This is a genomic window from Stenotrophomonas sp. SMYL8 (assembly GCF_036320065.1).
Taxonomy (GTDB): Bacteria; Pseudomonadota; Gammaproteobacteria; order Xanthomonadales; family Xanthomonadaceae; genus Stenotrophomonas; species Stenotrophomonas maltophilia_A.
In genome coordinates this window covers 357,387-369,568 of record NZ_JAWIRR010000001.1, presented here as the reverse complement: position 1 = coordinate 369,568, position 12,182 = coordinate 357,387, and the positions used below count along the sequence as shown (strand labels likewise).

11 protein-coding genes and 2 tRNA genes are annotated in these 12,182 nt (G+C 67.7%); 2 read left to right on the top strand and 11 right to left on the bottom strand.

The genetic code is table 11. From position 1 onward, the window contains the following. Positions 1–141 precede the first annotated feature (141 nt). From V3B25_RS01850 to V3B25_RS01825, 6 genes are all read right to left on the bottom strand, one after another. Positions 142–1,347 carry an MFS transporter gene (locus V3B25_RS01850; protein ID WP_032129410.1) on the bottom strand — a complete coding sequence of 402 codons (1,206 nt, stop codon included), beginning with the start codon at positions 1,345–1,347 and terminating at the stop codon, positions 142–144. 218 nt (positions 1,348–1,565) lie between these two features. Next, positions 1,566–1,642, bottom strand: a tRNA-Pro gene (locus V3B25_RS01845). A gap of 140 nt (positions 1,643–1,782) precedes the next feature. Then, positions 1,783–1,859 (bottom strand) — tRNA-Pro (locus V3B25_RS01840). Between the two features lie 55 nt (positions 1,860–1,914). Next, complete coding sequence (cydX, locus tag V3B25_RS01835; RefSeq protein WP_005410354.1) at positions 1,915–2,031, bottom strand: cytochrome bd-I oxidase subunit CydX; 117 nt, start codon at positions 2,029–2,031, stop codon at positions 1,915–1,917. A 58-nt stretch (positions 2,032–2,089) separates the two neighbouring features. Then, on the bottom strand, positions 2,090–3,241 hold the full coding sequence (cydB, locus tag V3B25_RS01830; RefSeq protein ID WP_262082727.1) for a cytochrome d ubiquinol oxidase subunit II: 1,152 nt from the start codon (positions 3,239–3,241) through the stop codon (positions 2,090–2,092). A 15-nt stretch (positions 3,242–3,256) separates the two neighbouring features. Next, positions 3,257–4,846 carry a cytochrome ubiquinol oxidase subunit I gene (locus V3B25_RS01825; protein ID WP_049423960.1) on the bottom strand — a complete coding sequence of 530 codons (1,590 nt, stop codon included), beginning with the start codon at positions 4,844–4,846 and terminating at the stop codon, positions 3,257–3,259. A 227-nt stretch (positions 4,847–5,073) separates the two neighbouring features. Here V3B25_RS01825 and cydD point away from each other — a divergent pair, with 227 nt between their 5' ends. After that, entirely contained in the window at positions 5,074–6,819 is a 1,746-nt protein-coding gene (gene cydD, locus V3B25_RS01820; RefSeq protein ID WP_100473382.1) for a thiol reductant ABC exporter subunit CydD, read from the top strand. Continuing rightward, positions 6,816–8,489, top strand: coding sequence for a thiol reductant ABC exporter subunit CydC (gene cydC, locus V3B25_RS01815; RefSeq protein ID WP_329809906.1), 1,674 nt, complete (start codon positions 6,816–6,818; stop codon positions 8,487–8,489). Before cydD ends, cydC begins: the two co-directional genes overlap by 4 nt. Positions 8,490–8,580: 91 nt before the next feature. Here cydC and V3B25_RS01810 read toward each other — a convergent pair whose 3' ends face one another. From V3B25_RS01810 to V3B25_RS01790, 5 genes are all read right to left on the bottom strand, one after another. Further along, on the bottom strand, positions 8,581–8,925 hold the full coding sequence (locus tag V3B25_RS01810) for a DUF1294 domain-containing protein (protein WP_329809905.1): 345 nt from the start codon (positions 8,923–8,925) through the stop codon (positions 8,581–8,583). Beyond that, complete coding sequence (locus V3B25_RS01805) at positions 8,926–10,038, bottom strand: homoserine O-acetyltransferase (RefSeq protein ID WP_329809904.1); 1,113 nt, start codon at positions 10,036–10,038, stop codon at positions 8,926–8,928. It lies immediately after the preceding gene. A gap of 84 nt (positions 10,039–10,122) precedes the next feature. After that, positions 10,123–11,112 carry a cytochrome C biogenesis protein gene (locus tag V3B25_RS01800; protein ID WP_100473378.1) on the bottom strand — a complete coding sequence of 330 codons (990 nt, stop codon included), beginning with the start codon at positions 11,110–11,112 and terminating at the stop codon, positions 10,123–10,125. Further along, positions 11,106–11,555 carry a cytochrome c-type biogenesis protein gene (locus tag V3B25_RS01795; RefSeq protein ID WP_049401127.1) on the bottom strand — a complete coding sequence of 150 codons (450 nt, stop codon included), beginning with the start codon at positions 11,553–11,555 and terminating at the stop codon, positions 11,106–11,108. The genes V3B25_RS01800 and V3B25_RS01795 overlap by 7 nt, the downstream gene beginning before the upstream one ends. A 4-nt stretch (positions 11,556–11,559) precedes the next feature. After that, entirely contained in the window at positions 11,560–12,177 is a 618-nt protein-coding gene (locus tag V3B25_RS01790) for a DsbE family thiol:disulfide interchange protein (protein WP_049423972.1), read from the bottom strand. Between the last annotated feature and the right edge of the window lie 5 nt (positions 12,178–12,182).

The following is a 12,182-nucleotide window of genomic DNA, read 5'->3' as shown; positions in this document are numbered from 1 at the left end:
GCCGCCCCCATGCCCGATGCCGGCACGCGGCAAGGATGGGCATTCGTGGGCACTATCCGCCCGGAATTGTCAGCCCGGCGTCAAAATGCGCAGACGGGCTGACGAGCGGTAGGTGGGGCCGGTTGCGAGGCCCCACGTGGCTTACCAGAGGTCTTCCAGCTTGCGCGGCTTGCAGGCCACCCAGGAGGCGCACAGCATCAGGGTGGCGCAGCCGAACAGGAAGCTGAATGGGATCGTCCAGCCGTCGCTGACGGTGTGCAGCCAGCCGACCAGGAACGGCCCCAGGCAGCTGAAGCTGTAGCCCACGCCCTGCATGAACCCGGACAGCGCGGCCGAGCCGGTGGGGGTGCGGGTGCGCAGGTTGATCAGGGTCAGCGCCAGCGGGAAGGTGGACGGACCGACGCCGAGCAGGCAGGCCCACAGCAGCGGCGCCTTCATCGGGGCCACAAGCAGGCCGGTGAAGGCGATCACGAACGAGAAGAAACCGATCAGCACCAGCGGGAACGGGTTCTGCAGGCGCACCGCCATCGACGGAATGACCAGCGACGGCAGCAGGCCCAGTGCCGAGAACACGGCGACCATCACGCCGCCGAACGCGGGCGTGCCACCGGCCTCGACCACGATGCGCGGCAGCCAGGTGAACATCGAATAGGTCATCAGCGAGGTCATGCCGAACATGAGCGTCATGCTCCAGCCCAGCGACGTGCGCCAGACCTTGCCGTGCGGCTGTGCGGTGGGATCGGTGGCGTCGGCCTGCGGCTTCGGTGCGCGCCTGGCCAGCAGCAGCCACGGCAGGGCGGCGGCCAGCGCCAGCAGCGCCCACATGCCCAGCGACACGCGCCAGCCCGCAGCATTCGCCACCGGCACTGCCAGCAGCGCCGGCAGCATCGTGCCCAGCTGCAGCACGCTGATGTACAGCGTGCTCATGGTGCCAACCTTGTTGGCGAAATAGCGCTTCACCAGCGGCGGCACCACCACGTTGCCGATGCCCATGCCGGCCAGTGCAACCACCGAACCGAGCAGCAGCGTGCCGACGTTGCCGGCGCTGGAACGCAGCAGCAGGCCGGCCATCGCCATCACCATCGCCAGCAGCGTGGTGCGTTCCAGGCCCAGGCGCCGCGCCAATGCCGGCGTGGCCACGCCGAACAGCGCGAACGAGGCGGTCGGCAGCATGCCCAGCACGCCGGTCATGGTGGTGCCGAAGCCGAACTGCTGGCCGAGCACGTCCAGCAGCGGGGTGATCGAGGTGACCGCAGTGCGCAGGTTGACCGCTGCCAGCAGGATCGCGGCAAACGCGAGGACACGACCGTGCAGCAGCGACGGCGAATCGGAAGGGGAGGAACTCATCGGTGGTCCTTGCAGGTGTCGCACGCCGCAGCAACGGCATGCAGCGCCGGCATCGGTCTACGCCGAAGCGGCAGGTGGGGGGGCTGCAGGAGGGCCGGCAGCGCGGCCATTGTACGTGCGCTGCGCGGCAAGGTCCCGTCACGCGGGCGGCCTGGCGCTTGATACAAAAAAACCCGGAGGACAGTGATGTCTTCCAGGCTTCTTGGTGACCACCGAAGTGGTCGGGGAGACAGGATTCGAACCTGCGACCTCTACGTCCCGAACGTAGCGCTCTACCAGACTGAGCTACACCCCGAAGGGAGCCGCCTATTCTAGCGATTCACCCCGATGGCGGCAAGGGGTGAATGCTGTTTTCTTCACACTGCCGAAGCAGTACCACTTCAGGGAACAAAAAAGCCTGGACGACTTCACCAGGCTTCAATGCGACCACTTGAGTGGTCGGGGAGACAGGATTCGAACCTGCGACCTCTACGTCCCGAACGTAGCGCTCTACCAGACTGAGCTACACCCCGAAGGAGCCGCCTAAGATACCGTGTGAAGGCCAAGGCGGCAAGGTTTTTTTACAGCTCAGCGACGATTTTCTTTCTCGATGCGGTTCTGCTCGCGGGCTTCGAACCACATGCCATTGAGGATGGCCACCGTCGAGGCGAGGCCGGCGCCGAGAATCCAGGCGAAATACCACATGATCAGTCTCCTTCATTCCGGGTAGGTGCCGACCGTTGGTCGGCACACGTGCAAGCAATCAATATGCGTTCGGGTTGTTGCCCATCTCATCGGTGGTGGTCTTGCCCTTCAGCACGCGATACACCCAGGTGGTGTAGGCGAGGATGATCGGCAGGAACACCGCCGTGGCCAGCAGCATGATCCACAGGGTCAGGTGGCTGGACGAGGCATCCCACACGGTCAGGCTGGAAGTGGGCTGGCTCGAGGACGGCAGCAGGAACGGGAAGATGGCGAAGCCGACGGTCAGGATGATGCCGGCGATGGCCGCACCGGAGGCGATGAAGGCCAGGCCACCGCGACGGGCCCGCAGCAGCACCGCACTGGCCAGCAGGCCGGCCAGGCCCAGCAGCGGGGCCAGGATCGTGGCAGGCATCGTGCTGTAGTTGCGCATCCAGCCACCGGCGGCACCGAGTTCGGCCGCCTTCAGCAGCGGATTGGTGGCGCCATCGGTGACCACCTGCGAGGTGATCTGGTAACCCGGCAGGCCAAATGCCACCCAGGCGCCACCGACGGCGAACAGCACGAAGGCGATGATCGCCGCGATGCTGCCGAAGCGGGCTGCACGCTCGGCCACCGGGCCGTCGGTCTTGATCACCAGCATGGCGGCACCGTGGGCGACCAGCATCGACACGCTGAGCAGGCCGGCCAGCAGCGCAAAGGGCATCAGCAGGCCGAAGAACGAGCCGGTGTAGAAGATGCGCATGCTGTCATCGAAGTGGAACGGCACGCCCAGCACCACGTTGCCCACCGCCACGCCCATGATCAGCGCCGGGATGAAGCCGCCGATGAACAGCGCCCAGTCCCAGGTGTTGCGCCAGCGCTCGCTGGGCATCTTGCTGCGGAACTTGAAGCCGACCGGGCGCAGGATCAGGGCGAACAGGATCACGAACATCGCCAGGTAGAACCCGGAGAAGCTGACCGCATACAGCGGCGGCCAAGCGGCGAAGATCGCACCGCCACCAAGCACCAGCCATACCTGGTTGCCTTCCCAGACCGGGCCGATGGTGTTGATCACCAGCCGGCGCTCGGCATCAGTGCGGGCGACGAAAGGCAGCAGGGTGCCTACGCCGAGGTCGAAACCATCCATCACGGCGAAGCCGATCAGCAGGATGCCGAGCAGCAGCCACCAGATCACGCGCAGCGTGGTGTAGTCCAGAAGAATGAAATCCATCTTGGTTCTCCTGCCTCAGGCCTGGCCGGCGGCCGGCGCCGAGGCATTGTGGGAAGCATGCGGCTGGGGCGACTGCAGCGACGGCAGTACCTCGTCCGGGCCCTTGCGGATCGCCTTGAGCATCAGCTTGATCTCGACCACGATCAGCGCGGTGTAGATCGCGGTGAAGCCGGCCAGGGTCAGCACGATTTCATGCAGGGCCAGGCCCGATGCCGCATAGAAGGTCGGCAGCACGCCGTCGACCGCCCACGGCTGGCGACCATATTCGGCGACGAACCAGCCACACTCGATCGCGATCCACGGTGCCGGCAGCGTCCACAGGGCCAGCTTGAGGAACCAGCGCTTGTCCTGGAAGTTGTTGCGGCAGGAGTAGTAGAAGGCCAGTGCGAAGAAGGCGATCAGGTAGAAGCCCAGGCCGGCCATCACGCGGAAGGTCCAGAACAGCGGCATCACGCGCGGAACGGTGTCCATCGCCGCCTGCGAGATTTCCTGCGGGGTGGCGTTGAGGATGTCATCGCGGTAGCGCTTGAGCAGCAGGCCGTGGCCCAGGTCCTGCCAATGGCGGTCGAACATTTCGCGCGCCTCGACGTCGTTCTTGTTCGCACGCAGGCGTTCCAGCGCACCGTAGGCCAGCTGGCCGCCGCGCACGCGGTGTTCGGCGCGCTCGACCAGTTCCAGGATGCCCGGAATCGGCTGGTTCAACGAGCGGGTGGCGATCAGGCCCATCAGGTACGGGATCTTCACCGCGTAGTCGTTCTGGTGGGTTTCCTGGTTCGGGATGCCGAAGGCGGTGAAGTCGGCCGGCGCACGCTCGGTCTCCCACATCGCTTCGATCGCGGCCAGCTTCATCTTCTGGTGCTCGCTGGCGGCGTAACCGCTCTCGTCACCCAGCACCACCACCGACAGCGAGGACAGCAGGCCGAACGCCGCGGCCACCGCGAACGAACGGCGGGCCAGGTCCTTGTGCTTGTTGCGCAGCAGGAACAGGGCGCTGATCGCCATCACGAACACCGCGCCGGTCACGTAGCCGGCGCTGACGGTGTGCACGAACTTGGCCTGCGCCACCGGGTTGAACACCACGGCCATGAAGTCGACGACTTCCATGCGCATGGTTTCCGGGTTGAACACTGCGCCGGTCGGGTTCTGCATCCAGCCGTTGGCGATCAGGATCCAGATGGCCGACAGGTTGGTGCCCAGCGCCATAAGCCAGGTCACCATCAGGTGCTTGACCTTGGTCAGGCGGTTCCAGCCGAAGAAGAACAGGCCGACGAAGGTGGCTTCCAGGAAGAAGGCCATCAGGCCTTCGATGGCCAGCGGCGCACCGAAGATGTCACCCACGTAGTGGCTGTAGTAGGACCAGTTCATGCCGAACTGGAATTCCATCACGATGCCGGTGGCAACGCCCATGGCGAAGTTGATGCCGAACAGGACGCCCCAGAACAGGGTCATCCTGCGCCAGATCTCCTTGCCGGTCATCACGTACACGCTCTCCATGATGGCCACCATGAAGGACAGGCCGAGGGTGAGCGGTACGAATAGGAAGTGGTACATCGCGGTCAGCGCGAATTGCAGCCGCGACAGTTCTACGACTGTCTGATCAATCATGGCCTGGCTACCTCGTGGATAGTGCCGTTGCAGGTGGCGGGAAGGGTGGTCTACGACGTGAATGATGTGACCGACTACTTCAAACAGCCTTGATCCAGATCAATGTATGAACAGGTGCCCCGGTTGATCGTATGCCAACCTGATGAAGACTGCGACCGCTGGCCGCAGAGGCCGGCTATTGCCTGCGCCTACAATGCCGTGTCTCCCCCGTTGCCCGTGAAGACCCCTTGAGCGCTGCCGAAACGACCCCCGACGGCCTGTCCCCGGAAGCTGAAACCGCCCGCCAGCGGCGTGCCCGCACGGCCTGGCTGGCCGATCTGGCACGCTCCGCCCGGGGCCGCCAGCGTCTGGCAGCCCTGTGCATCAGCCTGTCCGGCGCGCTGTTGATCGGCCAGGCCGCCGCCATCGCCTGGCTGGTGCAGCAGGTACTGGTTGAGCGCGCACCGCTGGCCTCGGGGCTGCCGGTGCTGGGTGGGCTGGCCGTGATCCTGGTGCTGCGCACCTTGCTGGGCAGCGCCACCCAGGCCGCTGCCGGTGACGTGGCCGATGCCGCCCGCCTGGCACTGCGCGAACGCGTGTTCGCGCGCCTGCTGGGCCATGGCCCGCTGTGGCTGCGGCAGCGCCGCACCGGTGAACTGGGCGAACTGATGCTGCACCACGGTGATGCGATCGAGAGCTATTACAGTGGCTTCCTGCCGGTACGCACCGAAGTGGTGGTGGTGCCGCTGCTGATCCTGGCCGCCGTGGCCTGGGTCGACTGGGTGGTGGCACTGATCCTGCTGTTCACCGCGCCGCTGGTGCCGTTCTTCATGATGCTGGTGGGCTGGGGCGCTGAAGCCGCCGGCCGCGCGCAGCTGGGTGAGCTGGCGCGCATGAGCGGTCATTTCGCCGACCGGATCAAGGGCCTGGGCCTGCTGCGCCTGTATGGCCGCGGTGACGCCGAGCTGGAGGGCATCGAGGCTGCCGCCGAAGGCGTGCGCGTGCGCACGCTGAAGGTGCTGCGCATCGCGTTCCTGTCGTCCACGGTGCTGGAATTCTTCGCCTCGGTGAGCGTGGCGATGGTGGCGCTGTACCTGGGCCTGAGCTATCTGGGCATGATGTCGCTGCATGCAGCGGTGCCGACGCTGGGCGCGGGCCTGTTCTGCCTGCTGCTGGCGCCGGAGTTCTATGCGCCGCTGCGACGGCTGGCCGCGCACTACCACGATCGTGCCAATGCACTGGCTGCCGCCGCCGAAGTGGAGCGCCTGCTGCAGTCGCTGCCGGACGAGCAGGGCCTGATCGAAAACGAGGTTGCACCGCTGGCAGTCGAGCCGGCCGAGGCCGCCTTGCCACCACTGCAGGCACAAGGGCTGGTGCTGCGCCCGTTGGGTGCGCCGCAGGATGTGCTGCAGGATCTGGACCTGCTGCTGGAGCCGGGCCAGCGCCTGGCCCTGGTCGGTCCCAGCGGCTCCGGCAAAAGCACGCTGTTGGAGGCGCTGGCCGGCTGGTTGCCACCGCGTGCCGGCAAGCTGCAGTTGCGGCCCGGCGTGCAGGTCGCCTATGCCAGCCAGCGACCGTACCTGTTCCATGGCAGCATCGCCGAGAACCTGCGCCTGGCCGATCCCGGCGCCAGCGATGCGCGGTTGCGCGCGGTGGCCGAGGCTTCGCAGGTCCTGCAGTTCGCGCAGCGCCTGCCGCAGGGATTGGACACGGTGATCGGCGAGCGCGGCTTCGGCCTGTCCGGTGGCGAAGCCCGCCGCATCGGCCTGGCCCGCCTGCTGCTGCGTGACCCGCAGGTGCTGCTGCTGGATGAACCCACGGCCTTCCTCGATGCCGATACCGAAGCGGCCCTGCTGCGCAGCCTGGCCGCGTATGCACGTGGCCGCAGCGTGGTGGTCGCCACCCACAGCCCGGCGGTGATCGCCTGGGCCGACCGTTGCCTGCTGTTGCCGGAAGGCCGCCTGGTCGAGCCGGCACAGGCGGTGCGCGCATGAGCCGTTCGCCCGATTCGTTGCGCGCGGTGTTCCTGCGCCATCGCCCGCGCCTGTTGCTGACCGTGCTGTTGCTGTGGACCACGATGCTGGCAGGCACCGCGTTGCTCGGCCTGTCGGGTGGCTTCCTCACCGCAGCCGCGCTGGCAGGTGCAGCCGGCCTCGGCCAGGGCTTCAATTTCTTCTCACCGTCGGCCGGAATCCGCGGCCTGACCATGGCGCGCATCGTGTCGCGCTACTTCGAAAAGCTGGTTGGCCACGATGCCACGCTGCGCATTGCCCGTGACCTGCGCGTGTGGTTCTTCCGCCGCGCGTTGCCACTTGCCCCGGCACGGTTGGGGGCTACGCGTACCGGCGAGCTGCTGGCGCGGCTGCTGGGGGACATCGGCGAAGTGGATGGGCTGCTGGTGCGCGCGATCGGGCCGCTGGTGGCGCTGGGCGCGCTGTCACTGGTGGCGGTCGCCTCGGCGGCGCTGATCCTGCCCTCGGCAGCGATGCTGCTGGCGGTGCTGGCACTGCTGATCGCCTTCGGTGTGCCGTGGCTGGGCGTGCGTGGCCACGACGATGAAGAGGCGGACCGTGCCGCGCACCGCGCCGCATTGCGCACCGCCGCGTTCGAAGGGCTGGAAGGGGCCGGTGATCTGGCCGCGCTGCATGCCGATGCGGCCTGGCAGCTGAAGGTGCGCGTGGCCGCCAAGCAGCTGGCCTCGCGGGATCGTCGTCGGCGCTGGCGCCTGATCGCGGCCTCGACCCTGCACGGCCTGGTCGCCGGGCTGGGGCTGGTGGCGATGCTGGCGTTGGCCCTGCATGCGGCCGAACAGCAGCGCATCGCGCCGGAAATGGCCGCAGGCCTCGTGTTCCTGACCGTGGCGCTGATCGAACTGTGGGCCGGCATGGGCCTGGCCTGGCAGTCGCTGCAGTCCGGGCGCATTGCTGCCGATCGCCTGCAGGCCATCGTCGAACAACCGCCGACGGTGCAGGATCCGCAGGCGCCGCAGCCGGTGCCGCAGGCGGCGCGCGTGCATTGGGATGACGTGCACTTCCAGTGGCCCGGCGCGGCGCGGCCGGTGTTATCCGGCCTGCAGCTGACCTTGGCGCCGGGCGAGCGGATCGCGATTCGCGGCGACAGCGGCAGTGGCAAGACCACCCTGTCGAGCCTGCTGCTGCGGCTATGGGATCCGCAACAGGGGCGAATCACCTATGGTGGCCGTGACCTGCGCGACGTCGCCCAGGCCGAGTGGCACCGCCAGCTCGCCTGGCTGCCGCAGAACGCACCGGTTTTTGCCGGCACGGTGGCCGAGAACCTGCGGCTGGGTGATCCCGATGCCAGCGATGCCGCGTTGTGGTCGGTGCTGCGTCGCGTGCGCCTGGGTGACTGGGCCGAGCGCAACGGTGGCCTGCAGGCCTGGGTCGGCGAGAACGGCGCAACGATGTCGGCAGGCCAGGCGCGACGGCTGGCGCTGGCGCGCGCGCTGTTGCGCACTGCGCCGATCCTGCTGCTGGACGAACCGACCGAAGGCCTGGACGTGGATACCGCACGTGCGTTGCTGCAGGACCTCTCCGGGTTGCTGGACGGGCGCAGCCTGCTGATGATCACCCACGACGACCTGCCGGACGGCGTGGTGGATGCGCAGTACCGGGGGGGTGTGGGGTGTGTGGTACGCGAAGCGTGAAGGGTTGGGCCGGCCGCGGGCCGGCAACCTCATGGCGCTTGATATGGATACGCAATTGCCGGCCAGCGGCCGGCACTACCCATTCGAACGGTTACCGCGAGAACTCGCGCAGCATCACCGCGATCGAGGCCACGTTGGCCAGCACGCACAGCCAGAACACCCACTGAAATCCGGCTTTGCGATGCTTGTGGCGGAACAGCGCCTGGCCCAGCAGCGCGCCCGGCCAACCGCCGGCAAAGGCCAGCAACTGCAGTGTGCGCTCGGGAACACGCCACTGCTTTCGCTGCGCCGCGCGCTTGTCGTGGCCGTACAGGCCGAACGACACCGCGCTGGCGAGCAGGCACCAACCGCCCAGCCACAGCGGCAGCACGCCGCTGACCGTCAGTGCGATCAACGCACCGAACGCGGCCAGCGCGAGGTTACGCCGCCATGCCACTTACAGCGCGTCGAGGAAGCCGCGCACGGCCGGGCCGAAACGCTCGAAATCGACGAGGAAGGCGTCATGGCCCTGTGGCGACTCCAGGCCGATGAAGCGCGCGTCGGCACCGCCTGCGCGCAGGCCGTCGGCGACCTGTTGCTGCTGCTGCACCGGGAACAGGATGTCGGTGTTGGCGCCGATCGCCAGCGCCTTCTCCACCCGGATCTTCGCCAGACCGGCCAGCACATCACCGTCGGCGTATTCGGCCAGGTCGAACCAGTCCATCGAGCGGCTCAGGTAGAGGTAGCAGTTCGGATCGAAGAAGCGCACGAAGCGCCGGGCATGGCCTTCCAGGTAGCTTTCCACCTGGAATTCCAGGCCGAACGGATCGTCGTCGGCCTGGTCCGAATCCAGCCGCACGCGGCCGAAGCGGCCATCCCATTCCAGTGCCGAGCGGTAGGTGATCACGCCCAGCTTGCGCGCCATGCGCATGCCGGACTCGGGGTACTCGGCATCGTCGTAGCGACCGCCATTCCAGCGCGGATCAAGGCGGATCGCCTCGCGCTGCAGCGAGCGGATCGCGATCGAGAACGGCAGTGCCTGCGCGCTGCCGGAAATGTTGACGTGGCTGCGCGCGATGCCCGGGTGCAGCATCAGTACCGCCAGCGCGGTCATGCCGCCCATTGAATTGCCGACCACGCAGGCCAGCTGTTCGATGCCCAGTGCACGCACGACTTCAATGGCGGCGCGTGCGCCGTCTTCGATCGACAGCTCGGGAAAGTCCAGGCGGTAGGGTTCGCCGTTGGCAGGATTGAGCGAGGCCGGACCGGTCGAGCCCTTGCAGCTGCCCAGCGAGTTCACGCAGACCACGAACCAGCGGCCGGTATCGATCGGCTTGCCCGGGCCAACCATCGTTTCCCACCAGCCTGGTGCCGGGTTGGCCTCGTTGGCCGCCGCATGCGCGTCCGGCGACAGCCCGGTCACGATCAGGATCGCGTTGCTGGCGTCGGCAGCCAGTGTTCCCCAGGTTTCGTAGGCCACGCGTGCGCCATGCAATGCGCCACCGCGCTTGAACGGGAATGGCGAGGGCAGGGCGTGGAAGCGGGTGCCGGGCGGGATGAATTCGGTCATGCAGTCATTCTAGCGGGGCCGCATGTGGAGCTGGCGACACGCTGGTTTCCATCGGCGATGCCCCCGGCAGTGCCGTGCGGCGCGTCAAGGGAACCGCAGTTCCACCACGCCTTGATGTGGCAGGCTCACCTTCACCGGAACGCTCTGCAGGTCGTCCTCGCTGCGGTTGGCGCTGCCGCTGCGCGAGATGCGTGCCAGCACTTCCACTTCGCGATGGGCCGACAGCGGTGCGGTGGGCATCGGGCTGTCACCGTCGCCCAGCCCGACCGTGGCCGGGAAACCTGCCAGGGGCAGCTTGCGCGCGGCCACCGGCATCGGCGGTCCACCCACGGCGCGGGCCAGTACGAACACCTGGGTGCTGGCGGGCCACTCGGCGTTCTCCAGCGCAGGCAACTGCACGCGCACCTGCAGCAGCGCCGGTGGCGCCGCAGCGGCGGCATCGGGCGCCTGGCCGGCGGCCTCGCGGGCGATGGCGATCTGTGCCTGCAGCGCCTGCGCAGCACCCGGTTCAAGCCGTGGCAGCAGGCCGCTCCAGACGTCGGCAGCCTCGGCATTCTTTCCGCGTTGGCGCAGGGCGATGCCCAGTAGCCAGCTGGCGCGCTCGGCGTCCGGGGCCAGCGTGCGCGCCTGCTGCAACCAGGCCATTGCGGTGTCATCGAACTGCTTGCCGGCATCAGCCTGCGCGCGTGCTTGTGCGGCTTCCACCAGCACGCCCGGATCATCCGGTGCCAATGCGGCGGCCCTCGCGAAGGCGTCTGCCGCGGCCGAGACATTGCCCAGTTCGGCCTGCGACCGGCCCAGCAGTGCCCAGCCATCAGCCCGCTGCGGGTCGCGCTTCAGTGCGTCCTGCAGGGCCTGCACGCCATCGCGCAGGGTGGCTGCCGATGGCGTCGGTTGTACCTGTGCCGCACGCGGATCACCAACCAGCAGATACAGGCAGGCACCGGCCACGCCCAGCGCGAGCACGCCCACCACGAAACCGCGGCGACCGTGGTGGCGCAGCGGCCACAGCACCAGCGCCGCCATCAGTGCGGCCACCAGTCCAGCCAGCATCGGCAGCCAATGGCTCACCATCCGTCTCCTTCATCGGTCTTGCTGGCGGGGGCGGCAGCAACCGTGCGGCCACGGCGGCGGACGATGCCCAGTACCACCAGCGCGCCGGCGCCCAGCACCAGCAGCGGACCGCCCCACAGCAGCCAGGTGCCCGGCTGTAGAGGCGGTTGATAGAGCACGAACTCACCGTAGCGGGCGACCAGGAACTGCTTGATCTGCGCGTCGTCGTGGCCCTGCTGCATCAGCTGCAGCACCTCGCGGCGCAGGTCCTGCGCGATCTGCGCGTTCGAATCGGCCAGCGACTGGTTCTGGCACTGCACGCAGCGCAGTTGTGCGGCCAGGTCATGGAAGCGGCGTTCTTCGGCGCCATCGCGGAACTGCAGTGGCTGCGGATCATGCAACGGCTGCTGCGCCAGCACGGCCAGGGGCAGCATCAGAAGCAGCAATGCCAGCAGCCAGCGCATGGGCTCAGGGCGCCGTGTGCAGCGTGCTGCCGGCATTGCCCTGGGCCTTCTCGATCTTCTCCAGTGCCGGGATCAACTTCTCGTCGACCACGCGCTGGGTCATCGCACCGCTGTACTTCCAGCGCACGACACCGCTGCCATCGACCAGGAAGGTTTCAGGTGCCGCGGTCACGCCCCAGTCGATCGCGGTGCGGCCTTCCACGTCGCTGAGCACGACCATGAACGGGTTGCCCAGCTGTTCCAGCCAATGCAGGGCATCGGTCGGTTCATCCTTCCAGTTGTAGCCGATCACGCGCACGCGCTTGCTCTCGGCGAAACGGGTCAGCACCGGGTGTTCCTCGCGGCAGGCCGCGCACCAGCTGCCCCACACGTTCAACAGGTAAGGCGCGCCGCGCAGTTCGTCGCTGTGCACGATCATTTCCGGGTCGTGCAGCACCGGCAGCGCGAACGCCGGCGCCGGCTTGTCGATCAGCGCGGATGGCAGCACGTCGCGCTGCGGGTCACCCGATTTCATCACCCCGTAGATCATCAGCCCGAGCAGGCCGAAGAAGAACAGCACGCCGATCACGATGGCTACCGGCGGCAGCGGGCGGGAGGGGCGCGGGGTTGGGGACTCGGACATGGGAA

What these genes read in the sequence shown, in the direction of transcription:
- V3B25_RS01850 (WP_032129410.1), bottom strand. Translation starts at nt 1,347, where the DNA reads ATGAGTTCCTCCCCTTCCGATTCGCCGTCGCTGCTGCACGGTCGTGTC.
- cydX (WP_005410354.1), bottom strand. Translation starts at nt 2,031, where the DNA reads ATGTGGTATTTCGCCTGGATTCTCGGCGCCGGCCTCGCCTCGACGGTG.
- cydB (WP_262082727.1), bottom strand. Translation starts at nt 3,241, where the DNA reads ATGGATTTCATTCTTCTGGACTACACCACGCTGCGCGTGATCTGGTGG.
- V3B25_RS01825 (WP_049423960.1), bottom strand. Translation starts at nt 4,846, where the DNA reads ATGATTGATCAGACAGTCGTAGAACTGTCGCGGCTGCAATTCGCGCTG.
- cydC (WP_329809906.1), top strand. Translation starts at nt 6,816, where the DNA reads ATGAGCCGTTCGCCCGATTCGTTGCGCGCGGTGTTCCTGCGCCATCGC.
- V3B25_RS01805 (WP_329809904.1), bottom strand. Translation starts at nt 10,038, where the DNA reads ATGACCGAATTCATCCCGCCCGGCACCCGCTTCCACGCCCTGCCCTCG.
- V3B25_RS01800 (WP_100473378.1), bottom strand. Translation starts at nt 11,112, where the DNA reads ATGGTGAGCCATTGGCTGCCGATGCTGGCTGGACTGGTGGCCGCACTG.
- V3B25_RS01795 (WP_049401127.1), bottom strand. Translation starts at nt 11,555, where the DNA reads ATGCGCTGGCTGCTGGCATTGCTGCTTCTGATGCTGCCCCTGGCCGTG.
- V3B25_RS01790 (WP_049423972.1), bottom strand. Translation starts at nt 12,177, where the DNA reads ATGTCCGAGTCCCCAACCCCGCGCCCCTCCCGCCCGCTGCCGCCGGTA.